This window comes from Cyanobium sp. Cruz CV13-4-11 (assembly GCF_024346055.1).
Lineage (GTDB): Bacteria > Cyanobacteriota > Cyanobacteriia > PCC-6307 > Cyanobiaceae > Cyanobium.
Genome location: NZ_JAGQCH010000003.1, coordinates 22,927 through 49,325, shown reverse-complemented (window position 1 = coordinate 49,325; position 26,399 = coordinate 22,927). Strand labels below are relative to the sequence as shown.

Here is a 26,399-nt window from a genome sequence, read left to right as displayed (position 1 = left end):
CCAGGACCAACCCGGCCGACAGGCTGTCTCCGACGAGCCGTGCGTCCAGCCATGAATCACCAGAGGATCCAGCTCGCCTTCATTGCGCTGCTGATCCTCTTTTTTGTGCTGGCCGCCGGTCACGGTCTCGGCGGCAATTCTTCCTACTGGTCAGATGAGCTCTGGTCGGTGTCCGCCAGCAGGGCCGACTGGGGCGTGCTGCTGCGGGACTGGCTGATCCCCGACACCCACCCGCCCCTATACCAGATCTTGCTGAAGCTCTGGATCGGGCTGAGTGGCAGCGGCGAAATGACCACCCGGAGCCTGAGCCTGCTGATGGCCGGCCTTGCCCTGGTGGCAACGGCCCTGTTCACGACGGGACGGGGAGCAGGAAGCCGGCTTGTGAGCGTGGCATTTCTGGGCACGAGCCCAGCGTTTCTCTTCTATGCGCAGGAATCCCGCAGCTACGCCACCTCCCTGGCCCTTTCGGCGGTGATGCTGGGGGCGGCCCTGGAACTCCGGCAGCGACGGCTGACTGGTTCCAGCAACAGTGCCCTGGCCCGCTGGAGCGACCCGGCCCTCCGAGCGCTGTTCAGCGGTGCCTGCCTTCTCCTCTCCCTCACCCACTACTTCTCCCTGCTGTTCGTCCTGGTGGTGGTGGGGTTGGGCTGCGCCGAGGGTCTGATCCCGCGTCGGCGCAGGGAGGTGCTGCCCCTGCTGCTGGCCCTGCTGGCGTGGCCCGTGGCCCATCTGCTGACCAGTTCGTTCTCGAACAAGCTGCAGCGTCTGGACTGGATCCAGGTGACGCCGATCAGCGGTACTTTCACCGAATTCACGAACGGCACCCTGCCGCTGCTGGCCCCGGGGCGGGCCGGGCAGGAGTTGCTGCTGCTGATCGCCCTGGGGGTGGTCGTCGCCCTGGTGTTCGTCGTCTCGGTGGTGCGTCGCCACCGCCCTTCCGTGGCGCCGGCGGCGCCAAGCCCGGCCCTGGGGGAAGCCCGCTTCCTGCTGCTGTCAATCGGTGTCTTCCTCGGGCTCATGCTGCCCATCGACCTGATCAAGCCGCTGTCCCAGGCCAGGTACTACATCGTGCTGCTCCCTGCCGTGGCCTACCTCTTTGGCAATGGCTGGGAGCTGAGCCGGCGACTCGGCCATGGACAGCGGCTCGCCCTGGCCAGCCTGCTGGCGGTCTGGCTGCTGCTGCAGTGGCAGCTGGGCCAGCGGGAGCTGGCCCATAAACGGGTCCCCCTGCAGAACTACAAGCTGATGGCCGCCTTCGTCGAGCGCAGTGGCATCTGCGACGGGGGCTGCCGCAGCCACGGCTGGCGGCTGGACGCCCTCAGCCCCCTCTACTTCCGGCCCGGCCAACTGCGGCCGATGCCGGACGGCTGGCGGGACTCTGGTGAACCCCTTGAGCGACCCTTCCTGGGCTTTCAGCTTGCCCTCGACGACCTGCCCGTCCTTCGTGCCGCCAACCCCAACCTGGCCTGCTGGGAAGCACCCGGAGCCTGGCGGTCCTCCCCCTTCATCCTGCTGCCCCGCACCAGCCCGGTGCAGCCCGCGCGCCACGGCCTGCGCCCCTGCCCTTGACGTCGGGGGGGTCGATCTCGCATAAGGGTTCTTTGGGACGTGGGCCATGGTGTCCCCCTCAGCCCCGCTCGCCGCCCTCAAGGGCCGCGATCTGCTCTCCTCGGCCGACCTCGACGGCCCCCAGACCTTCGCCCTGCTCGAGCTGGCCCGCCAGCTGAAGGGCGGCGAACGACGCATCGATCTGGCCGGGCGGGTGCTGGGGCTGATCTTCTCCAAGGCCTCCACCCGCACCCGGGTGAGCTTCATCGTCGCCATGGCCAGGCTCGGCGGCCAGACGATCGACCTCAACCCGGCCGTCACCCAGGTGGGCCGGGGCGAGCCGATCGCCGACACCGCCCGGGTGCTGAGCCGCTACTGCGATGCCCTGGCGATCCGCACCTTCGCCCACGACGACCTGGCCGCCTACGCCCACTGGGCTTCGATCCCGGTGATCAACGCCCTCACCGACCTGGAGCACCCCTGCCAGGCCCTGGCCGACGCCCTGACGATCCAGGAGCGCTTCGGCCACGGCCTTACCGACCTGCACGGCCTCACCCTGGCCTACGTGGGCGACGGCAACAACATGGCCCATTCGCTGATGCTCGTCGGGGCCCTGCTGGGGATGGACGTGCGCATCGGCAGCCCGGACGGTTTCGTCCCCAGCCCGGCGGTGGTGGCGCAAGCCCAGGCCCTCGCCGGCGGGCGCAGCTCGATCACGGCGCTGCAGGACCCGGTGGCGACGGCCCGGGGGGCCCATGTGCTCTACACCGATGTGTGGGCCTCCATGGGGCAGGAGGAGGAGCAGGCCCAGCGGGAGCAGGCCTTCGCCGGCTGGTGCCTCGACGAGGACCTGCTGGCCGAGGCCGATCCGCGGGCGATCGTGCTGCATTGTCTGCCTGCCCACCGGGGCGAGGAGATCAGCGCCGGTGTGATCGAGGGGGCCGCCAGCCGGGTGTTCGACCAGGCGGAGAACCGCCTGCACGTGCAGCAGGCCCTGCTCGCCACCCTGCTGGGGGGCGCCGGCGGCTGAGGGCGGCTGCGGCAGGCTCCGGACGGCGGCGGCAGGCCCGGCCCTGGACAAACCGCGCGCGGGATGGCAGAAAGGGACTGGTTCATCCGTACTGCCCGTGGTCGCCACCACCCAGGAGCTCACCAAGGCTCAACGTGAGCTCTATGCCTGGCTCGCCGACTACATCGGCAGTCACCGCCACAGCCCGTCGATCCGCCAGATGATGGAGGCCATGGGCCTGCGCTCGCCGGCGCCGATCCAGAGCCGCCTGCGCCACCTGCAGCAGAAGGGCTGGATCACCTGGCAGGAAGGCCAGGCCCGCACCCTGCAGCTGCTCGGCGAGAGCCGGCTGGGCATCCCGGTGCTCGGGGCCGTGGCCGCCGGCGGGCTGGTGGAAACCTTCGATGACGTCCAGGAGCACCTTGATCTGGCCCCGGTGCTCGACACCCGCGGCCTGTTCGCCCTCACGGTCAACGGCGACTCGATGGTGGAGGCCCACATCGCCGATGGCGACGTGGTGCTGATGGAGCCGGTGGCCGACCCCTCCCGGCTGCGGGAGGGCACGATCGTGAGCGCCCTGGTGCCGGGCAGCGGCACCACCCTCAAGCATTTCCACCGCCAGGGATCCCAGGTGCGCCTGGAGGCCGCCAATCCGGCCTACGCACCGATCCTTCTGCCCGCCGACCAGGTGAGTGTCCAGGGCCGCCTGGTGGCGGTCTGGCGTCAGGTCTGAAGGGATCGGGCCCGCACCACCACGTTGTAAGCTCCACAAGCATCGGTTAGCCGGTGCATCAATGGGGCCATAGCTCAGCTGGTAGAGCACCTGCATGGCATGCAGGGGGTCAGCGGTTCGAATCCGCTTGGCTCCATCCCCTGAAAACCCCGGCCCTGCTGGGGTCTTCTTATTTTTGGGATGTCTCTCCCATGGCGAGATTCTCTATGCGGTCGTATAGGCGGTCGGAAAGCAGCTCGTACGCCTCTCAGCGCTTCGGGGCCGTCGAGCCCCGCTCAATCACCAGCTCCACCCCCATCCGCGGCCATCGGGGCCCCTCGACCGGTGGACCCTTTCCATTGGGAGCTCTCCGTGTTGTTGCTCATGGCCGACACGACAAAGCCCGTCGACGAGGGCCACCGGGCTTGGATCGTGTGGTTGTGGGGTCGGAGCCGCTGGCACTGGCGTGGTTACGCAGGCCGGTGAGCTGCAGATCGGCGTTGGCCGGATTAGCGTTTTCCTGCAGCCGCTGGGCCTGGGTTGTCCCAGCAGGCGGGGGCTGACAGGTGCCTTTTCATCATGCAAGCTGAGCGCCATGACTCAGGCCACCCCCACCGCTGCAGCGCCCTCGCCCCGCGGCCCCTTGCAGCGGTTGCAGTCGCGTTGGCACGGGCTGAGCGATCACAGCCAGGTGGGTGTGAGCCTGGCGGGGGTGGGTGGCGTGCTGGTTCTGTGGGCCCTGTTCTGGCCAGTGCCCACAGAGGTGGAAGGCATGGGCGTGTTGATCTATCCCGACAACGCCGGCATCCTCAACGCCCGTGCAGGCGGCCAGGTGCGGGAGGTGTTCGTCAAGGAGGGACAGTCGGTGGCGCGCGGCCAGGTGCTGATGCAGCTGTATCTGCCGGTGCTGGAGCGCCAACTCGACCAGCAGCGCGGCAACTTGCGCCAACTGCAGCGGCACAATGCCCAGCTCGATGAGCGCGATGCCCTGCGGCTGCTCACCGAGAAGCGGGCCCTGGAGACGTCCCTGGCCAAGTTGTCCGACGATCGCCGCCGCTACGGCGAACTGCAGTCGACCTACTCCAGCAAATTGCGCAACCTCGATTGGCTGGCCCAGCGCGAGGTGGTGGCCCCGCTGTCTTCTGAGGTGGTGTCGGCAGAGCAGGGGCTCACCAGCACCAGCGTGAATCTCGATGACGTGAAGATCAAAGAGAAGAACGTGGTGACCAACTATCAGCAGGTGAAGCTCAATATCGAAACCCAGGCCCTGCAGCGTCGTTATCAGATCGACGATCTCAAGCGTCAGATCCAGGTGACCGAAGCCAAGATCGCCTACGACGGCAAGGTGCATGCCGACCGGGACGGCACGATGTTGGACCTGCAGGTGATCGCCGGCCAGACCGTGGGCACCGGCCAGCGGCTGGGCACGATCGGTCGGCCTGAGCAACCCAGTGCCAAAGACCGCCCGCTGCGGGTGGTGTCCTACTTCGCGCCCGCCGATGCCCGCCGGCTGCACCTGGGGCTGCCCGTGGAGGTAGTGCCGCAGTGGAACCAGCGCGGCCGCTTCGGCGGCATTGTGGGCAAGGTGACGCAGGTGCTCACCCTGCCCGCCACCGAAGACGACATCTCCACCACCACCGGCAACGCGCAACTGGCCCAGGCGCTGACGAAGAACGGTCCGGTGATGCGCACTGAAATCGAGCTGGAGCGCGATCTCTCCAGCGTGGATGGCTACCGCTGGACCCTCTCGGGGGGGAGTGGCGTGTTCCCGATCCGCGACGGCCTCACCGTGTCCACCCATGCGTACGTGGAGTGGCGCTCGCCGATCAGCTATGTGATTCCTGGCCTGCGCTCCCTCACCGGTGGCTTCCGCACCCGTTGGATCGACCTGCGCTGGGACCAGCCCTCCCTGCGCCAGCCCAACACCGTTCCATGAGATCCCCTGTGAAGTCGCCGTCCCTTCCCCGGATCCGCAATCCCTTGCTGCGCCAGGAATTTCCCTGGCTGGTCAGCGAGGTGGTGCTGCTGCTGATCCTGTTCAACTCCAACCCACCGGAACTTTGGTTCTGGCTGGTGGTGCTGCTGGTGATGCTACTCTATCGCGTCGAGCGTTGGTGGTCGTCGCGCCCAAACGCCTGAACCCTGAGCTCACACGGGTATCAGCCCACAATGGCGCGCCATTGGCGTTCGGTGCTCTCCATGGTGTGATCCATGCGGTTGAGCACCATCAACTGAGCGGCCACCCGTTGCAGTTGCTCGGGGCTTAGCCGCCTGTAGGCAGCCTTGGATTCGGGCGACTGCAGGGCCTCCAAGGACAGCGTCGAACGCGGCTGGCTCGGCGGTGGCTGTAGTTGGGTTGAATCGCTCAGTTGCTGTCGCCAGCTCAGCAAACGCTCGACCACACCCTGCACAAAAGCCAGGCCTGCGTCGTAGTCGCCCTGGAGACCCCAGCCCTGCCAGTCGGCATTCGGTTGGCGCCGCAGCTCGTCGAGGTCCAGGATCAGGGCCTCGCTGGCCTGGTCCAGCAGCGCCCACATCCGTGCCACTGGATGCTGGCTCGCCAGGGTGCCCAGTTCCAGCAGGGCACCCTGGCGTTGGTCGCGCAGGCCCTGCAGGCTGGTGCGCAGGCCACGGATCTGCTGCCCCAGCTGGCGGCGGCGTAGCGCCTGGGATTGGATCGCTTCGGGCGGGTGCTGAACCACCTGCAACAGGGTGTGTCCCAGATCCACCAGCAGCTGCAGCAGCCCCTCGCGCTGCTGGATCCGGGCTCTGGACGGCCAGAACAGACGCAGGCTGAGCAGGGCCATCAGGATGCCGAACGCGGTCCATAACAGGCGCAGGGGGATCCAGCTGTCGAGCTGCTGGTCATGCGTCAGCCAGCCCATCACCACCACAAAGCAGCAGACCCCGTAGCCCACGGTGAGCCGCAACGAGCCGGCGATCAGCCGGGCCAGCAGCAGGGCCAGTGGCAGGCCCACCACCAGCGGCAGCGGCCCCAAGGCCCGGTAGCCGAAGAACACCACCATGGCGCCAATGGCGGTGCCAACCAGGCGCTGACGGCCGAGTTCGAGGGTGTTGCCGTAGTTGCCCACGGTGACGCTCAGCACGGCGAGGGAGGCGTAGAGCGCGAAGGGCACTCCGGTGAGATTGGCGAAGCCGTTCACCACCGTCACAGTGGCAGCGAGGCGCAGGGTGTCCCGCAGGGCTGGGCTGGTCATCCCTGCGGGGCCGAGAGCTGGGTCAGGCCCGCGCTGAGCAGTGCCCGGCTGTGGAGGAGCTGTTCCAACACATGGCACTGCTGGCCGATGGCCAGCAGCAGGGGCTGGGGGGCGCCCAGATGCCCGGCTTCTTCCAGCCAATCTTGAGCTGGGCTCGAGAGGGTTGGCGCTGGAGCGGCGGTGGGCTTGGTTTGCAAGGTCCCGGCGAGGCTGGCGAGCGCGCTGCGGAGCAGGGGCTGGGGGTTGCCTGCCGGCAGGGGCGTGTCCAGCTGCCGTAACAGGGGCTCCAGCAGCAGCCACTGGCGTAACACCTGTCGCCAGATGCTGCCGGCCTGGGCCCAGCGCGACAGCCGGTGTTGGGTGTGGGCGGGCCTGGGATGGCCCTGGTTTTGGTCGCGGAGCTGTTGCAAAAGCTGAATGCTGGGCAGCAGATCCTGGGAGCGCAGGACAGCTGGGGGCTCACCGCCGCGATCTAGCCACTGCTGCATGGCCAGGATCTGGGCCTCGAGTTGGCTGGCGATCCGGGCTTCCAGGGCAGGGAGCTGTTGCAGGGGGCGGCGCGGCCAGAGGGCCCAGGTGGCGATCTGCGCCATCAAGATGCCCACCACTGCCGCGAAGGCCAGCTCAAAAATCGTCGCCCAGTTGAACTGGTTGCCGCGGTGCATCAGTTCCACGGCCCAGCAGCTCAAATACCCCGTACTCAGGCCTTTGAGCAGCCCCAGGCTGCGCACCAGCACGCCGGTGAGCAGGATGGCCAAGCCCAGCACGACCCAGCTGGTGGATATCTCTTGCAGCACGATGGCCGTGAGGAGGCCGATCAAGGCGCCGGCCACCAGCTGGCCGATGCTGCGGGCGGGGGTGAGGTCATTCTCATTCACGGACAACACAGCCATCACCAGAGCCAGGGGAAGCAGCTGGTTGCGCCCTGACCAGAACATGATCCCGATCGTCAGGGTGCTGGCCAGCCAGATGCGCAGACTGTTGCGCCAAAGAGGGCTCAGGGAGGGCCGGGCGGCAGCCATGGGGTGTCGCCCGTTCAAGGTTGGGTGGCGGGGCTGCTGCTGAGTTGCAGCTGCAGTTGGGGCTGGATCGGCAGATTGGGATCGCGCGGCATCGGCAGCAGTTCCTTCAGCAACTTCGCATAGGTGATGTTCACGTTGACCGTGGCATTGATCCGCCGCACCAGGCTGTTGATCAGGCGGTCTTGGGTATTGGAGAGATTGAGCTCGCTGTCGAGGCCGGTTACGTAGCGCAGACGCACATCACGGAAAGCCTCCAGGGCAGCCGCCACGCCGCGGCGGGCCGAGCTGAGCTTGGCCAGGCTGGCTTCGTGGTTGAAGAAGGCCTGCTCGATTCTCAGGCGGATGTCGTTGCGGCTGGCGGCGAATTGCTGGGCGGTGGCCTCCGCCTGCTTGGTGAGCGCCCGGGCCTGGCCGGCCGTGGTGCCGGCGTCAAACAGCAGCCAGGTGAAGGTCAAACCCACCGACCAGTCCGAGCCGCTGGTGGTGCTGAGGGGCAGGGCGGTGGAGCCGCAGCAGCCGCCGCCGCCAAGATCAAAATTGCTCAGGCTGGTTTGGGAGCTGCTGCCGCCGCCGCTGGCAAACAGGGAAAGTTTCGGCAGCAGACCTGCCGCAGTGGCCTGGCTCTGCTGGGCCAGGGCCGTGCGGGTGGCCAGGATCGCCTCCAGCTCCGGATTGCCCCGGTAGGCAGCCAGCAGGCTGGCTTCGAGATCGAGCGGCCAGCGGGGCTGCACCACGATCGGGTCGCTGGGGGTGGGGGTCACGTTGGCCGGCAGGTTGAGCAGCACCGCCAGCTGCCGGCGTGCCACTGCCCGATCAGCCAGGGCCTGGATCAGGGTTTCTTCATCGGCGGCCTGGATGGCGCGCCGCCGCAGCACATCGAGCCTGGGCACCAGGCCGGCCTGCTTGAGGTCGAGGGTGTCCTGCAGGATCACCATGTCGTTGCGCAGGTTGGCGTCGTAGACACGCACCAGCTGCTCGTCCTGCTGCAGGGAGTAGTAGGCCTCACTCACCTGCAGCTGCAGGGAGCGCAGTTGGTTGGCGTAGGTGTTGCGCTGCTGTTCCAAGCTGGCGCGAGCCGCGCGAACCGTGGGCGTGCGGGCGAAATCCAGCAGGGCGTAATTGAGCTGCAGGCCGCCCTCCAGGCCCCATTCCCCTGAGGTGGCTGCCACGGAACCGCCGTTGGGCACGTAGAAGGGGCCGGCGGTGGGAATGGATGTGCCATTGGGACCGGGGGTGAGCAGCCCATTGGGTGCAAACAGCGGGCCAAAGCCCAGGTTGTCGTTGGGTTTGTTGGAGGTGGTGGTGCTGCGGCTGCCCTCGTAGCCACCATTGGCAAAGGCGCTGATCGTGGGCCAATAGCTGCCCATGGAGGCCTGGAAGCGGGCCAGGGCAGCGGCCACCTGCTCCCGCTGGGCTTGCAGGCTGGCGCTGTTGGCAAAGGCGATGGCCAGGGCCTGTTCAAGGCTGAGGCTGGCGACGCTGCCGGCCTGGAGTTGCTGGGGGGAGGGCAGATCCAGGGGCGGACCGGCCACGGCGTCGGCCGGTTGGATCGGGCCGGTGGCGGGTTGGTTGGCCCGGATCAGGTTGGCGGGCAGCTCAGGAGTGCTGAGCACGTTTCCCACCGGGGGCTCGGGCTCACTGGGGAGCAGCTGATCGAGCGCCCGCAGTTGCGCATCCAGCTTTTGCCAGCTGCGCTCCAGCAGCTTGGTGCTCTGGGGCTGGCCTGGGGGCCGAGCCAACGCAGCCGGGGCCAGCTGGGCAGGGATGAGACCGAGCCACAACAGGACCAGGACGCGGTTGCGCATTGCCACGGTGATGGTGATCAGCGCCTTGGTCGACGTAGTTTGATTGGCGCAGCGGCTCTGCTGAGCTGGCGGTGTTCGGCTTCAGGGGCGGCAGCTGGCTGGCCCGGTTTGCCCAGCGTCCTCGGCTTGCCCAGCACACCGGCGATCAGGATGGCCAGATAGAGCTGGCCCACGATCGTGATGCCCACGCTGGCGGTGAGGCTGGTGAGGTTTCCGTTCTTCAGCACAGGGCTGCCGATGGTGGTGAGACTGGCGAAAGCGGCCCCGAGCATGGCCAGCGCATGGCCGATGCCATCGGGCAGGGCGTGCCCATGGTCCTGCAGGTTGAAGGCCGCCGGGTCGAGCACCAGCAGGGAGTTGAGCACGATGCCGCCGGTGAATCCAACCAGCAGATAACCGGCCGTGGCCCCCAACAGCAGGTCGCCAGTGAAGGTCGGTTCTTCGGCCAGGGCATTCACCAGACCCCACAGCACCATCAGCATCAGGCTGAGCCATGTCACCAGATGGATCACGCTCAGCTGCACGGCCAGGGTGGGGTTGAGCACCAGGGCCGCCTGCCAGATCAGTTCCATGCCCAGGGCCAGGATCCAGTAGTTGACTAACCGCTTCCGGCGCAGCAGCACCTTCTGGACGCGGCGTTCGAGGGCACGGGACATCGATTCGGTTGGCGTTGGCGGGAGGCGGTTGTGCGGGAGCAGGGGTGAATCCAGCAAGACCCCCACCCCGGAGATCACGAGGTAGAGCACGCTGACCAGCCGTGGTGCCTGTTCCAGGAGGCGCAGGCCCACCAGGGCCAACACCTGAACGGCCAGAAGGCCTCGGTAGAAGGCATGGCGCTGTTGCAGCAGGCGGCTGATCAGGGCCATCGGCTTGGTTCAGGTCCTTCCCAGAATTGTCGACCAGTGCGCTTCGCCATCGCGGATGCGGTGCTGCTGGGCCCAGGCCGTGTCGGAGTGAAAGGCCAGCTGCGGGGCGGCGTGGTGATGGAGGGGCGGGTCGATGGCGTGAGCAGCCTGTAGGGCTGAAGCGTTGGGCCATCCAGCCTGCGATCGATGGGCAGCGGAGTGAGGCGCGAAACAGTCAGTGACAAGCAGTCATTGACTGATGAGCGATGAAACACTGCGCTCAGAAGGAATGGGCGTTGTGATGTGATGACGACGAGCCAGAAAGCCCGGATGGGATGGTCTGAAGGGCCAGGTTGGTTCCGTGCCCTGCCATGGGCCCCTGCTGGCTGTTCCCTTGGCGGATGGGGCGTGGGCGGAATCTGGGCGGTACTGGCGGCCCGTCAACCCCCTGCCCGTTGCCTCTTGGCCACCCGACCCCTCTGGCCCCGATGGTGGCAACCCTGTGCCAGCGGCCTCGCCGCAGCCCTGGCGCTGCTCGCCCCATCCATGGGCCGGGCTCAGGGGATCGTGGAGCCAGGCAACAGCTCCCTGGCGCCGATCGATCGGGAGGCCTTCCGCCAGCAGTACGGCCAGGAAGGCCTGTTCCGGCTGCGGCTTGGGGTAGAAGCGGCCGAACAGCCTCCCAAGGCTGGAGCCGCTCCCCAGCCCTGCCCCGCAGCCAGCTGGGCCGGCTCATTGCAGAAGCAGCGCTATGCCGCAGCGATGGGCCTGCGCAAGTACTACGCCGCCGGCGAGGCCCTGGGGGAATGGCGGCGGCTGTGTCCCGCCACGCCCTGAATCACATTGAGGTTGTGGAACCCCGCCTCACTCACTCGCCGCCTTGGTGCGCATGGCGGCCTCCAGGCTCCTGATCTCTTCCGGCGACAGCTTGGGCCGATCGAGCTTGATGGTGAGCTTGTCGAGGTTGCCGGTGAAGCGGAACGGCGGTTTGTAGTCGGCGTCGTTGACGCCGGTGAGGGTGTCTGAGCCGATATCAAAGCTCTCGTCCCACTGGAGGATCATCGGCAGGGTTTTGGCCATGGTCTTGGTGGCCACCACCTTGCCGTCCACCTTGAGGGTGCCGGTGCCGGGGCGGCCAACGCCGCTGAAGTCGTTGAAGGCCAGGGTGCCGGCCCCCTTGCCGTCATAGACAAAATCGAACTCCACCTTGTGTTTGCCGGGCGTCAGCGGCGCGGTTCCCTCCCACTTGAGGCGCTCCAGATCCACCATGTTCCAGACCCACACGGGCTTGCTGTTCTTCAGGTAGAAGCCGTAGCCGCCGAAGCGGCCGCCGGAGGTCAGCAGCATGCCCTCGGCGCCGCTGGCCGGCACCTCGATGTCAGCCGTCACGGTGTAGGACGTGTTGAGCAGGATGGGCGAAGCGCCCTGGGGCAGCCCCACCATCGGATGGGTGTAGACGAATTCGCTGCGGCCGGCGGTGATGTTGGGCCGGGGGGCCACAATCCGAGCCGCCACCGAAGCATCGAGCGGGAACACCTGGTACTTGTTGGCCTCGGTGATGAAGGCCGCCTTCATCTCCTTCAACTTGCCGGGGTTCTGGGCCGCCAGGTCGGTGGTCTGGCTGAAATCAGTGTTGAGGTTGTAGAGCTCCAGGGTCTGGTTGTTGAGCGGATCCGGGTTGGCAGGGCCGAAGGCGTCCCAGGGGGCCCGGTTCACCTTGGTGCTCAACAGCCAGCCCTTGTCGTAGAGGGCCCACTGGCCGAACATCTCGAAGTACTGGCGCTCGTGCCTTGAGGGCGCCTTGGCATTCTTGCCATCGAAGGTGTAAACGAAGCTCGTACCCTCGATCGGTTTCTGGGGGATCCCATCCACCACCTCGGGCGCCCGCAACCCCGCCGCCTCCAGGATCGTGGGCACCACGTCGATGACGTGCACGAACTGCTCCCGCAGGCCGCCCCTGTCCTTGATGCGCGCCGGCCACGCCACCACCATGTTCTGGTTGACGCCACCGAGACGGGAGGCGTTCTGCTTGAACCAGCTGAACGGGGTGTCGAACGCCCAGCTCCAGCCCGCCGACATGTGGTTGTAGGTGAGATCGGTGCCCCACACGTCGTAGAACTTCATCTGCACCTCGAGCGGCAGCTTGTTGAGGCCGTTGAAGAAGGCCACCTCGTTGGGGGTGCCCAGGGGGCCGCCTTCGGCGCTGGTGCCGTTGTCGCCGTTGATGTAGATGATCAGCGTGTTGTCGAGCTTGCCGAGGTCATCGAACTGCTGGATCACCCGACCGATTTCGTAGTCGCTGTAGGCGGCGTAGGCGGCGAACACCTCCACCTGGCGGATGAACAGTTTCTGGGCCTCCGGGCTCAGTTTGTCCCAGGGCGTGATCACATCGGCGGGCCAGGGGTCGAGCTTGGCGTCCTTGGGAATCACGCCGAGTTTCTTCTGGTTGGCGAAGATGCGCTCCCTCAGTTTCTCGTAACCGTCATCGAACAGATGCATCGCGTGGATCCTGTCCACCCACTCCTTGGTGGGATGGTGGGGCGCGTGGGTGGCTCCGGGGGCGTACTTGATGAACAGCGGCTTGCTGGGGTTGATCTGGTGCATCCGCGCCATGTAATCGATGGCGTCATCGGCCATCTCTGTCACCAGGTTCCAGGTGCCGGGCTCCTTGCCCTCAAAGGGATAGATCTGGGTGGTGTTGCGGAACAGGTTGGGCTGCCACTGGTTGGCGTCGCCGCCCACGAAGCCGTAGAAGTATTCGAAGCCCATCCCCGTGGGCCACTGGTCGAACGGGCCGCTCTGGCTGGCCTGGAAGGCGGGCACGTTGTGGTCCTTGCCGAACCAGGCGGTGGAGTAGCCGTTGTCCTTGAGCAGGCGGCCGATCGTGGCCTTGTCGCGCTCAATGATGCTGTTGTAGCCGGGGAAGCCCGTCGACTGCTCCGAGATCACCCCGAAGCCGGCCGAGTGGTGGTTGCGGCCGGTGATCAGGGCGGCGCGGGTGGGGGAGCACAGCGCCGTGGAGAACATGCGGTTGTACCGCAGCCCGGCCTTGGCCACGCGCTCCATCGCAGGGGTGGGGATCACGCCGCCGAAGGTGCTGGGTACGCCGAAACCGGCGTCGTCGGTGATGATCAGCAGCACGTTCGGCGCGCTCGCCGGAGGCGTGATCCGTGGCGCCCACCAGGGCTTCGACTGCAGCGCCCCGTCCTTGATCACACCACCGAAGGGGGGCGCCGGGGCCGGCAGCTGGTTGCCGGGAATCGTGGTGGTGCCATTGGGGGCTCCGGGCGTGCCGGTGATCTTCTGGGCCAGGGCCGGCACGGCGCTGAACGACCAGCCCACCAGGGCCACGGCGAGGCACGCCGGCACCAGCCGCCGCAGCAGGCGGCCGAACGTGATGCCGAGGTTGCTCAGGGGACGCTCAGGCATGGGTCGTCAGGGCAGGGGAAACGAGTCGGAAACCGATGTGGGAGGTGCCGGTGTCGGGGCTTTCGGCCTCCCGGGCGGCGGGCCGGTAGCGGCTGCAGAAGTTGGGGGCGCACAGGAAGGATCCCCCCTTGATGACGTGCTTGGCCACCCCGGGCTCCCGCGGATCGCTGCTGGCGATGCGGTCGGCCAGCAGCGGATCGTCCTGGCCGGCGAGGCGCTCGTGGCCAGGGAGGTACCAGTCCGCCGTCCACTCCCAGACATTGCCGGTCATGTCCTGGAGTCCGTAGCCATTCGGGGGGAAGCTGCCCACCGGAGCCGTGCCGAGGTAGCCATCCTCTGCGGTGTTGCTGACGGGGAACTCCCCCTGCCAGGTGTTGGCCAGGCCCGCTCGCCAGCGGTCGCCCCAGCTGAAGGCCCGATCCCGCAGTCCGCCCCTGGCGGCGAATTCCCACTGGGCCTCGCTGGGCAGGGCGGCACCGGCCCAGGCCGCGTAGGCCTCCGCATCCGCCAGCGACACCTGCACCACCGGATGGTCGAGCCGGTCGTCGATGGAACTGCCGGGGCCCTCGGGGTGGCGCCAGTCGGCCCCCGGCACCCACTGCCACCAGCTGAGCTCACCCAGGGGCTCGCCGGGGGAGGGCGGCCGGAACACCACCGAGCCGGGGCGGCGCTCGGCGGCGGAGAGATCCGGAAACTGCTCCTGCGGCAGGGGCCGCTCCGCCTGGGTCGTGTAGCCGGTGGCGGCCACGAAGGCGACGAAGGCGCGGTTGGTCACCTCCGTGCGGGCGATGCAAAAGGGCTGCAGCCGCACCGGCGCCTTCGCTTCCGCCTCCTCCGGCAGGCGGCCCGCCGCACCGATCCGGTAGCTGCCGCCCGGGATGGGGGCCATCGACGGCGGACAGCTGTCCGACGCCAGGGCAGGGGCGGGCCCCAGCAGCAGGACTCCCATCCCCATCGCCAGAATCAGCAGGAAGGCCAGCGCCAGAGAGCTGACCTCAGGACGATGCACAAGCACGGATTCGCTGGGCCCTGCGGATGGCTCACGACCCGCATTGTGGGGGCGTCATTGAGCGCTCCAGGGTCGCATCGATCACCTTCGACACACTCGTTGGCTGATCGATCGGCCTTCCGGCCGCCGATGACTGCAGGACGGCAAGACTGTCGCAGCAGCGCAGAAGTACCTCCCGGAACTTGTCAGGGAAGACACCAGGCTGTTCCCTGTCCACCAGGGTCATGGCAAGCCAGCATGGTGCGCTGGCCTGCCAAGGGCCAACGCGCCGGAAGAGGAGACTCCCCGGCTGTTGCGTCCCCCCTCCATCCAGCTTCCAGGATTTCCTCTCCCCCACCCATGACCTCCCCCCTCTTCCGCCACGCCCGCCCGACGCTGCTAGCCAGCCTGGTCGTGGCCATCGCCGCAGCCTGCCCCGGGGTCAAGGCGCAGACGCAGGCGAGTCCTGATCAGAAGGCGGCGCTCAACGCCGTGGCCCGGATGATGGAGGGCCAGCGCACGTACTACCAGAAGAACGGCGCCTTCCGGGCCACGGTCTCGACCATCCAGCAGGATTTCGGCATCACCCTGCCGGCGACCTTCAACTACGCCGTTCGCACCACCACCGAAGCGGCCTACAGCTATGTGATCCCGGCCCAGTCGCCCAAGGTGGGCCAGCTCAATGCCTATGTGGGAGCCGCCTTCCTGACGCCCACCCAGAATCCCAGGATCACGACGATCATCTGCATGAACGTCCAGCCAGGCCAGATTCGCCCGGCGGACCCCCAGCTCGTGCTCGGCAGCCTGGTGGCCAATCCCACGGGCCGGATTGTGCAATGCGGCGACGGCTCAGTCGAAGTCACGGCCTCAATCGTCAACGAATGACGGCCACGGCTCCGCCCACGCGGCTGCAGCAACGGTGCCACCCATGCGAGGAGCCGATCGCTACCGACAAGCCCCCCCTCGCAGACTTAGAGCGTTGTCACTGTTCTTTCCCTGCGCACGCCGATGTCCCCCTCCTTCACCCAGGCGGTCGAGGCCCTCTCGGCCCAGGCCCAGACGCTGATCGCCGTCACCACCGCCGAAGTCGACGCCCTGCGCGAGGAACTGGAGCAGGAGCGGCGCTTCCGGCGCCACCTGGAGGCCAACGCCGCCGCCAGGGCCCATGAGGTGGCCGCCCAGCAAGAGGAAGCCCGTCGGGAGCGGGAACGGCTCGAGGCCGAACTGACCGAGGCCCGGGAGGGCAGGCACCTTGCCGAAGCGGAGGTGGAGCGCTTCCACGAGGCCGTGCGCCAGCAACTGGCCATCGCCGAACAGGAACAGGCGGCCCTGGAGGAGGCCGAGCGTGAACGGGATCGCCTGCGCCAGGAGGCCGCCGACCGGCAGTGCCGGGTGCTGACCCAGGAGCTGGAGCAGGAGCAACAGTCACGCCTCAGGCTGGAGCGACGCCTTTCCGGGGTGCGTCAGGCCGTGCTGGATCTGCTCGAACCCCAGGACGACGCGGGGGATGGTGCGGGCCCCTCGATCGCTGCTGACCTGGAGCAAGCCGACGCGGCCGCGCGCCTCTCCCTGCGCAAGATCCTTGTGCCCCGCTCCACCAGCCAGGACCCCCAGCCGGTCCTCAGCTGAGACTTGCCCTGCCGCGGTGCAGCTGGTCCTGTCGCGGCGGATGGAAGCATGAACGGAAAGCCCTGGCCAATAGGGTCTCGGAGGTTTCAGCAGCCACCATCCATCCAGCTGTCACCCGATCACCATCCACTCCCTTGCCTTGGCGGGCCCGCTCTTGAACCCATCGCTGCAGACCGCGGGATTCGCCCTGCTGATGGCCCTCGCCAGGGTGGTGCTGGGTTCGCTGGCCGTGTGGCTGCTGGTGCGGTTGCTGCACCGTTGGCTGCGGCGGGCCGGCCCCCGCCCCGGCAGCCTGCCCGATGGCCTGATCGCGCCCCTGCTGCTGAACAGCCTGGCGTCGCTCGGCTATCTGGCCATGGTGGTCTGGGGCTGGCGCTCGCTGGTGCGCGGCTGGCAGGTGCTGCGCATCGATCCTGGACCCGATCGGCTGGTGGAGGGCGCCGCCCTGCTGGTGGCCGTCGTGCTGGTGGTGCGGCTGATCAACCGCAGCCTGCTGCTGCTGCTGGAGCGCTCCCTGCAGCGCCTGGGTCGGGAGGAGCAGACCAGCACCCTTCAGGCCCTGGCGCCGATGATCCGGGCCCTGGTCTGGGGGCTGGGCAGCCTGGTGTTCCTGCAGAAGCAGGGGGTACCACTCGGCGCCATCTACGCCTCCCTGGCGGGGGCCGGCATCGGCCTGGGGCTGGCCCTGCGAGGGCCATTGAGCCACTTCATCAACTACCTCACGATCGTCATCGACAAACCCTTCCAGATCGGCGATCTGATCGGTTTTGTCGATGTCCTCGGGCCGGTGGAGCGGGTGGGGATCCGCTCCTCCTCCATCCGCAGCCTGGGCGGCGAGCGAATCGTGATCGGCAACGAGGAACTGCTGCAGAAGACGATCCGAAATTTCGGCGATCTGCCCCGGCGCCGGGTGGCCCACACCCTGCGCCTGTCCGACCAGCTGCCGGCGGAGCAGGCCGCCGCCATCCCTGGGCTCGTGGAAGAGGTGGTCCGGGCCCATCCACCGGCCAGCTTCGACCGGTGCCACTTCACCCGCTTCGCCGACGGCGCGCTCGAATTCCAGTTCGTGTTCTTCGTCCCCGACAGCAGCGTCGTGGTGTATCTCGATCTGCAGCAGGCCATCAACCTGGGCCTCCTGCAAGCCTTCCAGCACCAGGGCATCGCCTTCGCCGCCGCTCCCCCGGAACCGGCTCCGCCCCGGATCAGCCCGGCTCCCGGCTGATCCAGCGCCAGGCGGCCGCCAGCAGGGCGAGGCCGATCAGGGGGCCCTCACCCCAGCGGTCGTAGGGGGTGAGCTGGGCGCGCTGCTCCACGGTGAGCAGGCCGGTGGCGGGACGGCCGGCGGGCAGTCGCTCCAACACCTGTCCAGCGGCGTCCACCAGCAGGCTCGGCCCGGTGTTGGCGGAACTGACCAGCCAGCGGCCGGTCTCGATCGCGCGCAGCTGGGCCAGGGCCGCGAACTGACCTTGCAACTGCTCGGGATAGGGATCGAGGTTGGCGCTGGCCAGCAGCCAGCGGGCCCCCTGGCGGGTGGCGGCGGCCAGGGCCGTCCCATCAGAAAGCTCATAACAGATGGCCACGGCCACAGTCCCCCCGGGCCGCGACAGCAGCCGGGAGGCGGGACCCGGTTCCACACCCCCCACCGCCGAGAGGCCGCTCCAGCGCCACAGGTCGGCCAGGGGCACCCATTCGCCCAGGGGCACGACCCGGTGCTTGTCCACCCAGCCGCCAGCCTGACGCTCACCGGGGGCAAAGCGCAGCAGGCTGCTGCGCAGCTCCACGCCGTCGCGGCGGAAGCCACCGCTGAGCACCTCCACCGGCGCCGCCTCCGGCAACGGCTGGCCGAGGGCCAGGGAGCCCTCGGGCAACAGCACCCCCTGCAGCGGCGGTTGGGCCGTGGCGGCCCGCCGCTGGGCTTGCGCCAGCCGCTGCAGCAGTAGCCGCTGCTGATCGGCCTCGAATTTCTGGCGGGTGGGGATGGCGGGCTGCAGCACCAGCCAGCGCTCGGCCCTGTCACCGGGAGCTGCGGCCTGGCTGAGCAGGGCCAAACCGGCCAGATGGCAGGCGGCCACCAGCAGCAGCGTGATCAACAGCCAGCGGCTGCGGCGGGGGGGCACGGCCAGCAGGGTCCGCCAGAGGCCCCAGCTGATCAGCAGCTGAACAGCGGCCAGCAGCCCGGCTCCCCCCAGGGCCGCCAGTCCCGCCAGGGCCCGATCCCCCGGCAGCGCCGCGGCCCCCAGACCCAGCCAGAACAGGGGACCCTTGGCCAGCAGCACCTCGGCCAGCCCCCACACGGTCGCCGCCAGCAGCGCCGTGCTGGGCCGCGCCGGATCGAGCCGGCCCACCAGCGCCGTCCAGGTCCCCACCAGCAGAGCGGCGGCCAGGCCGACGGCCAGCCACAGCGCCAGGCAGATCGGCAGGCTCAGGGGGCCGGGAACGCCGATCCAATCGAGGGGATGGAGCCACAGCAGCCAGCGATGGCTCACTAGCACCGCCGCCAGCCCCCACAACCCGCCGCGCCAGAACCTTGGCGGCGCGGTGCCACCGCGACTCCCCGTCAGGGACCAGAGAACCACCAGCGCCGGCCAGAGCAGCCACGGCCAGCCCACCGGCGGCAGGGCCACCCCCGCCAACAACCCACCGGCTGCGGCGGCGACCCAACCGGCACGCCGGTCATTGCCCATGGTCGCCGGGCGCAGGAGGCGCCAAGGTCAGAGAAGAGTCACGCCGTTTCCCCAAGGAAACCTCTTTCATGGACCAGGGCAATCTGCTGCAGATGCTGCTGCTGCGCGGCCTCGGCACCACCTCGCTGGTGGCCGACCGACTCAAGTACGTCAGCCAGGAATGGGTGAGCAGCGGCCGCCTCGACCCCAACCACGCCTCCGCCCTGGTGGAGGACGTCATGCGCGCCCTGCGGGGCGAGACGCCGGAGGTGGAACAGCAGGCGGAACGCCAGCTGGAGCGCAACCGCGACCAGCTGCTGCAGGATCTGGGCCTGGCCCGCCAGCGGGAACTGGATGAACTGCGCGGCCGCATCGATCGACTCGAGCAGGCCCTGCGCCAGCGGCAGGCCAACGGCGAAAGCAGCGACTGATCGCACTGGCAGAATCCCCCCATCCGGGTCCTTCCGCATGCGCGACATCCTGATCAGCTCGTTCGTCTGCGTGGCCTGTCTGATGCTGGCCTTCGTGAGCCAGCTGGTCTCCCCCTCGGTGGTGGAGGCGGCGTCGCCGGCTCCCGCCGACACCGGTGTGCAGCAGGCCCTGGCCCGCTCCGGCCCTGCCCCCACCGCACCGGAGGCCAGCCCCGCTGTCGCGGCCCCGCTCGAACTCGACCCCGACGTCCCCAACCCCACCCTGTTCACCATGGCTCCCGATTCCTCCAGCGCCGAAGTGGCCTCCAGCGGCGCTTCGGCCCTGGGCGGAGAGCTTGTCTCACCCACCGAGCGCACCACCCCCAGCGGCCTGCGCATCACCGACCTGGCCCTGGGCGAGGGCGCCGAGGCCAGGAGCGGCCAGACCGTGGTGGTCAACTACCGCGGCACCCTCACCAACGGCAAGGAGTTCGACAGCAGCTACGGTCGCGGCCCCTTCAGCTTTCCCCTTGGCGCCGGCCGGGTGATCCGGGGCTGGGACGAGGGCGTGGCCGGGATGAAGGTGGGCGGCAAGCGCAAGCTGGTCATTCCCCCTGATCTGGCCTACGGCGAGCGCGGCGCCGGTGGCGTGATCCCCCCCAACGCCACCCTGGTGTTCGAGGTGGAGCTGCTGGAAATCAAGGGCTGAGGCACGGCCCTCGGGCAGCCAGGATTCGGGTGACGATCGTTACAATGCCGCGTAACCCCAACCGTCTCCCATGGCTCACCAGCTGCCCGAACTGCCCTACGGCCTCGACGCGCTCGAGCCTCACATCTCCCGGCAGACCCTCGAGTTCCACCACGGCAAGCACCACGCCGCCTACGTCACCAACCTCAACAAGCTGATCGAAGGGACTGACCTCGACGGCAAGAGCCTGGAAGAGGTGATCCTGGCGGTGGCCGGTGACGCCTCCAAGGCGGGTGTGTTCAATAACGCCGCCCAAGTCTGGAACCACAGCTTCTACTGGCAGTGCATCATGCCCGGTGGCGGCGGCGCCCCCACCGGAGCTCTGGCCGACAAGATCGCCGCCGACTTCGGCAGCTTCGAAGCCTTCAGCGAGCAGTTCAAGACCGCCGGCGCCACCCAGTTCGGCAGCGGCTGGGCCTGGCTGGTGCTCGATGGCGGCACCCTGAAGATCACCAAGACGGCCAACGCCGATCTGCCCTTGGCCCATGGCCAGAAGGCCCTGCTCACCATGGACGTCTGGGAGCACGCCTACTACCTCGACTACCAGAACCGCCGTCCCGACTACATGACCACCTACCTCGACAAGCTGGTCAACTGGGACTTCGTGGCGGCGAATCTGGTTGCCGCCTGACCACCTCGGCTCCAAGCACCAGCCCCCGGGATCCCCGGGGGCTTTTTTTAGGCCGGCCTGGCCCCTGGCAGCACGGCCTCCGGCGCGATCCACATGGCATCGCCGTAGGAGAAGAAGCGGTACTGGCGCTCAATCGCCTCGGCGTAGAGGGCCAGCAGACGCTCGCGGCCGATCAGGACACTCACCAGCAGCAGCAGTGAGCTCTTCGGCAGGTGGAAGTTGGTGAGCAGGCCCTGCACCACGGCAAAGCGGTAGCCGGGCTGGATCACCAGGTTGACCGGACCGGTGTGGGGCCGGAGCTCACCGCCATGCAGCTGGGCCACGGCCTCCAGACTGCGCACCGAGGTGGTGCCGATGGCGATCACGCGGCCGCCACCCGCCCGGCAGGCCGCCACCGCCTCCACCAGCGCCGGGCTCACTTCCACCCATTCGCTGTGGAGCTCCAGAGCGCTCAGGTCTTCCGTTTCGATCGGCCGGAACGTCCCTAGGCCCACGTGCAGGGTGGTGGTGGCCACCCCGACACCATGCCCCCTGATCGCCGAGAGCAGCTCGTCGCTGAGGTGCAGGCCGGCGGTGGGGGCAGCCACGGCGCCGGGACGGGCGGCGTAGCGGGTCTGGTAGCGCTCGTTGTCGCTGGCGTCGTGTTCGTGGATGTAGGGCGGCAGCGGGATGGCGCCGTACTGCACCAGTAGGGGCTCGAGGGCCGCCGCATCGGCACATTCCGGCGGGAACTGCACGATGCGGCCGCCGGTGGAGGGATCGCTGCCCACCACCGCAACCGTCAAGGGCGGCTGGCCGCCGGCCACCACCTCCAGGCAGTCACCGGGCCGCAGCTTCTTGGCGGGCCGCGCCAAGCACAGCCACTGCCCCGCCCCAGCCGGCCAGGGCTCGAGCACCAGCAACTCCACCGCACCGCCGCCGGGCCGCCGCGCCTCCAGCCGGGCCCGCAGCACCCGGGTGTCGTTCACCACCAGCAGATCGCCGGGCCTGAGTTCGTGCTGCAGATCCCAGGCGCTGAGGTGGCGGGCGTGGGGGGCAGGGCCGGCCCCCGCCGGATCCACCACCAGCAGCCGTGCGGCGTGGCGGGGCTCCACCGGCCGCTGGGCGATCCGCTCCTGCGGCAGGACGAAGTCGTAGCTGGAGAGGCGCAGGTCAGCGGGATCCGGCACGGCGGGGGTGACCACGCGGAAGGGCAACGCCTCAGAGAGCCAGTCTTTCGGGGCGGTTCTCGATCAGGTCGGCGAGATCCTTGAGGAAGGCCGCCGCATGGGTGCCGTAGATGACGCGGTGATCGGCGGTGAGGTTGACCTGCATCTGGCGCCGCACGGCGATCGAACCGTCCTTGAGGGCCGCCACCACGGGCCGGGACGCCGCCACCGCCAGGATGGCGCCGGTGCCGGGCGGCAGGATCGCGTCGAAGCGATCGACGCCGAACATGCCCAGGTTGGAGAGGGTGAAGGTGCCGGTGGTGTATTCCTCCGGCTTGAGCTGCTTGGAGCGGGAGCGGGCCACCAGATCGGCCCAGTTGCGCGAGAGCGAATAGAGGTCGGTGCGGTCGGCGGAGGCCAGCACCGGGGTGATCAGGCCGCCGTCATCCATGGCCACCGCCACCGCCACGTTGACGGAGGCCGGGTAGGCCATGCCCGCGTCGCTGGCCGACGCGTTCAGCTGGGGGTGGCGGGCCAGGGTCATGCCCACGGCCTTGGCCAGCAGGGCCGTCATCGTGACCCCCTTGGCCTTCACCTGCTTGTAGAAGGCGTCGAGCCGGTCGGTGGTGATCGTGTAGCCGACGTGGAAGCAGGGGACCGCCAGGCTGGCGTTCATGTTGCGAACGACCGCCTGCTGCAGGGTGTTGAAGGCCACCGTCTCACCGGCACGGCCGAAGGACTGCCCGGCGGGGGCGGCGGGGGCTGCCGCCGCGCCATTGCCGGCCGGGGCGGCCATGGCCGGGGCGGTGCCCTCCGCCACCCGGGCCACGCTGACGGGCTGGCCGGTGGCCTGCTCCACATCTTCTGCCTGGATCCGGCCGTTGGGGCCGCTGCCGCGCAGGGCGGCCAGGTCCACCCCCAGCTGGGCGGCCAGCTTGCGGGCCCGGGGGGTGGCCACCACACGGCCGTCGCCGGCGCGGGGTGATACCGCCACCGGGACCGGGGCTGCAACCGGGGCCGGCACAGGAGCCGGTGGAGCCACGGGCGCCGGTGCAGGGGCGGCGGGGGCCGCCGCGGCTGGAGAGGGGGCCGCCGCCTTGGCCGCCGCGATCTCCGCTTCGGTTTCCACGATCAGACCGATCGTTTCACCCACCGGCGCGGTGCTGCCCGCCTCCATCAGCACGGCCGCCAGGAAACCTTCCTGGAAAGCCTCCACGTCCATGTCCGCCTTGTCGGACTCGACCACCAGCACCGACTCGCCCCGCTCGACGCGCTCACCGGGCTTCTTGAGCCACTCCACGATCTTGCCCTCCGTCATGGTGGAGCTGAGGGCCGGCATGAAGATTTCGTGGGTGGCCAACGGGGGACTGCCTCTGTGATGGGGGTGATTTTAGGTGGCGGAAGGATCACCCCCCCTCGATCGCCTCGATGACGCCGTCCCGCACCAGCACCGCCACCTGCAGCTTCTGCACCAGGTTGTCGCCCACCTGGACATCGCAGAAGCTCTCGATCTGCCCCTGCTCCACCACCTGCTCCATCTCCAGTTCCCGCACCTGGCGCTGCTGCTCCAGCACCTGGCGTTTCTGCTCCTCGAACTCGGCCCGCTTGGCCGCCACCTGCTGCTGCACCGAGCCCACCTGCTCCTGCACCCGGGGATCCAGGGGGTTGGCGCTCTGGCGGCGGATCTCGTCGACGAGCCGTTGGCCCTCCTGCTCCAGCTGGGCCAGCTGCTGATCGAAATTGGTGAGAGCACTGCTGAGCTCCCGCTCGGCATCCTCCTTCCAGCGCGGCGTCACCACGGCACGCACCGTGATCGATCGCTTGATGTTCAGGCTGTTGCCGTCGGCCATGGGAATGGTGGTGCAGAGGTCAGGCTGTCAGGCCACGGGCGGTCCGGTCAACCTTGGGGTGTGTTGGCGGCCACCGGGGCGGGGGAGGCGGTCCAGCCTCAGGCCTCGCCGTAGAGCGCCGCGATCGCGGCCCGGTCCCGCTCGGCGATGCGATCCCGCCGTTGCTTCAGGGTCTGCGTGAGCAGGCCGTTATCGATGCTGAAGGGCTCCACCAGCGTCACGGCGCCGAGGCGCTCATCCGGGCGGGATCCCGGGCGAGCCGCCAGCAGGCGGTTGCACTCGCGGCAGAGGGCCCGCAGCAGGGCCGGATCGGCACCCGGGTACGGCAGGTTCGCCGCGGCGGCAAAGGCCTCCAGGGTCTCCGCCTTCGGCACCACCAGGGCCCCGAGCTGCTTGCGGTCCTGGCCCACCAGCATCACCTGCTCCACCAGCGGCGAGGCCACCAGGGCCTCCTCCAGGGGGCCGGGCTCGATGTTCTCGCCGCTGCTGAGCACGATCGTGTCCTTGGCCCGGCCGGTCAGCACCAGGGTTCCATCCGCCAGCAGCAGACCCAGATCACCAGTGTCGAACCAACCCTCCCCATCCAGCACCTTGGCCGTGGCCTCGGGCTTGTTGTGATAGCCCGCCATCACCTGGGGACCCTTCGCCAGCACCAGCCCCCGCTCGCCCACCGGTAGGGGGGTCCTGCTGGCCGGGTCCACCACCTTCAGGCTGGTGTCCGGCAGGGGCAGCCCGGCGCTGCCGCGACGGTTGCTCCAGGGCCGCCGGCAGGCGAGCACCGGGCTGGTCTCGGTGAGCCCGTAGCCCACCAGCAGCTCGATGCCGACAGCCTCGAAGAAGCCGTCAACGTGGATGGCCAGGGCCCCGCCGCCGCTGATGGCGGTGCGCAGCCGTCCCCCCATCAGCTGGCCGCGCACCTTCGGCCAGAGCAGCGCCCCGGCCGTGGCGTGCAGCGGCCAGATCAGCAGGGCACCCGCCGCAGCCACCAGCCGGGTGGCCGGCGATTCCTGCTGCAGGGTGAGATCGAGGGCCACCCGCTGGCGCCGGTGGAAGGCCCGGCTGACGGCCAGGGCCCTGCCTAGCAGGCGCTGGCGGGAGGCCGGCATGGCCGCCAGGGCGTCCTCGAAACCGGAGAGCAGGGCCTCCCACAGCCGGGGCACACTGATCAGGTACTGGGGGCGCACCTTCTGCAGGTCGGCCCGCAGCTGCTTGAGGGTGGTGTAGGTCTGGCGGCAGCCGCAGCTCAGCAGGAAGTATTCGGCCGTGCGCTCGTAGGCATGCCAGATCGGCAGCACCGACAGCACGTGATCCCCTGGGCTCGGCGACACCGCCACCCCGAGGGTGCGCAGCTGGTGCAGCAGGTTGGCGTGGCTGAGGGGCACCCCCTTGGGCTGGCCCGTGGTGCCGGAGGTGTAGAGCAGGGTGGCCAGCCGCCCAGGCCCCCCCGTCGGGGAGGGCGGCAAGGGGCTGGAGGCGCCACGGGCCAGGAACGCCGCCCAGGTGAGGCAGGGCACGGCCACCGGGTTGGTGGGGGCCTCCCCCTCCAGGAGCAGCACGAAGCGCAACCGTTCCAGGGCCGGCCCATCGAGGGCCAGTCGCTCCAGCAGGGCGGCCGACTCCAGCACCAGGCCCACGGCGCCGGCGTCCTCGAGGATGTAGCGCAGCTCCTCGGCCGGCGCCGCGCTGCCGCGCACGGCATCGGCGGCCCCGGCCCGCATCAGCCCCTGGTCGGCCACCAGCCAGCGGGGACCGTTTTCGGCGAACAGGGCGACCACGTCGCCACAGGCCACACCCAGATCGGCGAAGGCCGCCGCGGCCCGGTCGATCGCCTGGCGCAGCTCATCGAACCGCAGCGTTTCCGGGTGGCGGCCATGGGGCGCGTCCAGCGCCATCTGGGGGCCATACAGACGCTCCAGTTCTGGCCAGAGGCCCTCGAGCCCCTGGAGCCAGCTCCAGTCGCGGCGGCGGAGAAGGGCGCGGCGGTCCTGGGCGCTGGCGCTCCAGTGGATCTCGGCTCTGGCGTTCATGGGCAGCCGGCGCAGCGCAACGGATGGTCAGGATTCTCCCAGTCCTTCCTCTGGCCCGGGCGGCCGCAGGGTCAGGCCAAAGCGGTGCGCGAAGGCCGCCAGCAGCAGCGGCGCCACCTGCTCTGGGGTGAGGCAGGGGCGCCAGTCCACCAGCCGTCCCACCGCCCGGCCGGCCAGACCGCAGGGAACGATCGCACCGAAACCCTCCAGGGAGCCGTTCACGTTCAGGGCCAGGCCGTGCTGGCTGATCCAGCGTCGGGCCCCCACGCCGATCGCCGCCAGCTTGCGGCCCTCGAGCCACACCCCGGTGAGGCCCTCGATGCGCTGCCCCTCGAGCCCCAGCTCCTGGAGCACGGCCAGCACCACGTCCTCGAGGGCCCGCAAATAGAGGTGCAGGTCGCCGCCGTGGCGCTGGAGGTCGAGCACCGGATAGAGCACCAGCTGGCCGGGCCCGTGGTGGGTGACCTCCCCCCCCCGATCGATGCGGTAGAGGGGCAGGGGCGGGTGGTCCGGGTCGAAGCCGAGATGGGACAGGCTGGCCCCCCGGCCCAGGGTGTAGCAGGGGGTGTGCTGCAGCAGCAGCAGGGCGTCGGGGGCGGAGGGGTCGTCGAACCGGCGGCGCTGCAGACGGCGCTGCCAGTCCCAGGCCAGCGGGAACGGCACCGGGCCCTGGGCTTCAAAAAGAATTGCGGGAGTGTTGGGGGCCATGCACCTGCG

General features: G+C 69.0%; 24 protein-coding genes and 1 tRNA gene. 13 read left to right on the top strand and 12 right to left on the bottom strand.

The annotated features are described in order from the left end of the window. The first annotated feature begins 51 nt into the window (after positions 1–51). The 6 genes from KBZ12_RS03320 to KBZ12_RS03295 all read left to right on the top strand — a co-directional run bounded on the left by KBZ12_RS03320 (position 52) and on the right by KBZ12_RS03295 (position 5,408). Positions 52–1,569: a hypothetical protein gene (locus KBZ12_RS03320; protein ID WP_254956310.1), complete on the top strand. Its 1,518-nt coding sequence runs from the start codon at positions 52–54 to the stop codon at positions 1,567–1,569. A gap of 46 nt (positions 1,570–1,615) precedes the next feature. Then, a complete protein-coding gene (gene argF / locus KBZ12_RS03315) occupies positions 1,616–2,578 on the top strand; it encodes an ornithine carbamoyltransferase (RefSeq protein ID WP_254956309.1) in 963 nt (320 codons plus the stop codon). A 97-nt stretch (positions 2,579–2,675) separates the two neighbouring features. Beyond that, entirely contained in the window at positions 2,676–3,290 is a 615-nt protein-coding gene (lexA, locus tag KBZ12_RS03310) for a transcriptional repressor LexA (RefSeq protein ID WP_396100534.1), read from the top strand. A gap of 63 nt (positions 3,291–3,353) precedes the next feature. Continuing rightward, a tRNA-Ala gene (locus tag KBZ12_RS03305) sits at positions 3,354–3,426 on the top strand. A 438-nt stretch (positions 3,427–3,864) separates the two neighbouring features. Beyond that, positions 3,865–5,205 (top strand): NHLP bacteriocin system secretion protein, encoded by a 1,341-nt coding sequence (locus KBZ12_RS03300; RefSeq protein WP_254956308.1) that lies wholly within the window; start codon positions 3,865–3,867, stop codon positions 5,203–5,205. Beyond that, positions 5,202–5,408: a hypothetical protein gene (locus tag KBZ12_RS03295; RefSeq protein WP_254956307.1), complete on the top strand. Its 207-nt coding sequence runs from the start codon at positions 5,202–5,204 to the stop codon at positions 5,406–5,408. Before KBZ12_RS03300 ends, KBZ12_RS03295 begins: the two co-directional genes overlap by 4 nt. 20 nt (positions 5,409–5,428) lie before the next feature. Here KBZ12_RS03295 and KBZ12_RS03290 read toward each other — a convergent pair whose 3' ends face one another. From KBZ12_RS03290 to KBZ12_RS03275, 4 genes are read right to left on the bottom strand one after another with little or no spacing between them, the layout of a single operon-like run. Further along, on the bottom strand, positions 5,429–6,487 hold the full coding sequence (locus KBZ12_RS03290; RefSeq protein ID WP_254956306.1) for an FUSC family protein: 1,059 nt from the start codon (positions 6,485–6,487) through the stop codon (positions 5,429–5,431). Next, the gene (locus KBZ12_RS03285) at positions 6,484–7,509 is read right to left on the bottom strand and encodes a hypothetical protein (protein ID WP_254956305.1); all 1,026 of its coding nucleotides are present in this window, start codon (positions 7,507–7,509) and stop codon (positions 6,484–6,486) included. Before KBZ12_RS03285 ends, KBZ12_RS03290 begins: the two co-directional genes overlap by 4 nt. Positions 7,510–7,523: 14 nt before the next feature. Next, on the bottom strand, positions 7,524–9,314 hold the full coding sequence (locus KBZ12_RS03280; protein ID WP_254956304.1) for a TolC family protein: 1,791 nt from the start codon (positions 9,312–9,314) through the stop codon (positions 7,524–7,526). A gap of 17 nt (positions 9,315–9,331) precedes the next feature. Continuing rightward, a complete protein-coding gene (locus tag KBZ12_RS03275) occupies positions 9,332–10,180 on the bottom strand; it encodes a hypothetical protein (RefSeq protein WP_254956303.1) in 849 nt (282 codons plus the stop codon). A 441-nt stretch (positions 10,181–10,621) separates the two neighbouring features. On the opposite strand from KBZ12_RS03275, the gene KBZ12_RS03270 reads away from it, so the two are divergent. After that, positions 10,622–10,996: a hypothetical protein gene (locus tag KBZ12_RS03270; protein ID WP_254956302.1), complete on the top strand. Its 375-nt coding sequence runs from the start codon at positions 10,622–10,624 to the stop codon at positions 10,994–10,996. 27 nt (positions 10,997–11,023) lie between these two features. Here the strand turns inward: KBZ12_RS03270 and KBZ12_RS03265 are convergent, their stop codons facing one another. Then, positions 11,024–13,588, bottom strand: coding sequence for an arylsulfatase (locus tag KBZ12_RS03265; protein ID WP_254956301.1), 2,565 nt, complete (start codon positions 13,586–13,588; stop codon positions 11,024–11,026). After that, complete coding sequence (locus KBZ12_RS03260; RefSeq protein WP_396100529.1) at positions 13,581–14,597, bottom strand: formylglycine-generating enzyme family protein; 1,017 nt, start codon at positions 14,595–14,597, stop codon at positions 13,581–13,583. The genes KBZ12_RS03265 and KBZ12_RS03260 overlap by 8 nt, the downstream gene beginning before the upstream one ends. 339 nt (positions 14,598–14,936) lie before the next feature. On the opposite strand from KBZ12_RS03260, the gene KBZ12_RS03255 reads away from it, so the two are divergent. From KBZ12_RS03255 to KBZ12_RS03245, 3 genes are all read left to right on the top strand, one after another. Then, positions 14,937–15,461 carry a type IV pilin-like G/H family protein gene (locus KBZ12_RS03255; protein ID WP_254956300.1) on the top strand — a complete coding sequence of 175 codons (525 nt, stop codon included), beginning with the start codon at positions 14,937–14,939 and terminating at the stop codon, positions 15,459–15,461. A gap of 123 nt (positions 15,462–15,584) precedes the next feature. Next, positions 15,585–16,205, top strand: a complete 621-nt coding sequence (locus KBZ12_RS03250) for a hypothetical protein (RefSeq protein ID WP_254956299.1) — start codon at positions 15,585–15,587, stop codon at positions 16,203–16,205. A 154-nt stretch (positions 16,206–16,359) separates the two neighbouring features. Further along, positions 16,360–17,427 carry a mechanosensitive ion channel family protein gene (locus KBZ12_RS03245; RefSeq protein WP_254956298.1) on the top strand — a complete coding sequence of 356 codons (1,068 nt, stop codon included), beginning with the start codon at positions 16,360–16,362 and terminating at the stop codon, positions 17,425–17,427. Here KBZ12_RS03245 and KBZ12_RS03240 read toward each other — a convergent pair. Beyond that, the gene (locus KBZ12_RS03240) at positions 17,408–18,889 is read right to left on the bottom strand and encodes an apolipoprotein N-acyltransferase (RefSeq protein ID WP_254956297.1); all 1,482 of its coding nucleotides are present in this window, start codon (positions 18,887–18,889) and stop codon (positions 17,408–17,410) included. The two genes, KBZ12_RS03245 and KBZ12_RS03240, sit on opposite strands and share 20 nt — an antisense overlap. Before the next feature lie 68 nt (positions 18,890–18,957). On the opposite strand from KBZ12_RS03240, the gene KBZ12_RS03235 reads away from it, so the two are divergent. The 3 genes from KBZ12_RS03235 to KBZ12_RS03225 all read left to right on the top strand — a co-directional run bounded on the left by KBZ12_RS03235 (position 18,958) and on the right by KBZ12_RS03225 (position 20,657). Then, a complete protein-coding gene (locus tag KBZ12_RS03235) occupies positions 18,958–19,299 on the top strand; it encodes a phasin family protein (protein WP_254956296.1) in 342 nt (113 codons plus the stop codon). Positions 19,300–19,336: 37 nt separating this feature from the next. Beyond that, entirely contained in the window at positions 19,337–19,987 is a 651-nt protein-coding gene (locus KBZ12_RS03230) for an FKBP-type peptidyl-prolyl cis-trans isomerase (protein WP_254956295.1), read from the top strand. Positions 19,988–20,057: 70 nt separating this feature from the next. Continuing rightward, positions 20,058–20,657: a superoxide dismutase gene (locus tag KBZ12_RS03225; RefSeq protein WP_254956294.1), complete on the top strand. Its 600-nt coding sequence runs from the start codon at positions 20,058–20,060 to the stop codon at positions 20,655–20,657. Positions 20,658–20,704: 47 nt separating this feature from the next. On the opposite strand, the gene queA is transcribed toward KBZ12_RS03225, so the two are convergent. From queA to lipB, 5 genes are all read right to left on the bottom strand, one after another. Further along, positions 20,705–21,826 (bottom strand): tRNA preQ1(34) S-adenosylmethionine ribosyltransferase-isomerase QueA, encoded by a 1,122-nt coding sequence (queA, locus tag KBZ12_RS03220; RefSeq protein ID WP_254956492.1) that lies wholly within the window; start codon positions 21,824–21,826, stop codon positions 20,705–20,707. A 31-nt stretch (positions 21,827–21,857) separates the two neighbouring features. Next, on the bottom strand, positions 21,858–23,165 hold the full coding sequence (locus tag KBZ12_RS03215) for a dihydrolipoamide acetyltransferase family protein (protein ID WP_254956293.1): 1,308 nt from the start codon (positions 23,163–23,165) through the stop codon (positions 21,858–21,860). A gap of 46 nt (positions 23,166–23,211) precedes the next feature. Continuing rightward, positions 23,212–23,655 (bottom strand): YlqD family protein, encoded by a 444-nt coding sequence (locus tag KBZ12_RS03210; protein ID WP_254956292.1) that lies wholly within the window; start codon positions 23,653–23,655, stop codon positions 23,212–23,214. Between the two features lie 98 nt (positions 23,656–23,753). After that, positions 23,754–25,682 (bottom strand): AMP-binding protein, encoded by a 1,929-nt coding sequence (locus KBZ12_RS03205; RefSeq protein WP_254956291.1) that lies wholly within the window; start codon positions 25,680–25,682, stop codon positions 23,754–23,756. Between the two features lie 27 nt (positions 25,683–25,709). Further along, entirely contained in the window at positions 25,710–26,390 is a 681-nt protein-coding gene (gene lipB, locus KBZ12_RS03200; RefSeq protein ID WP_254956289.1) for a lipoyl(octanoyl) transferase LipB, read from the bottom strand. Positions 26,391–26,399 lie beyond the last annotated feature (9 nt).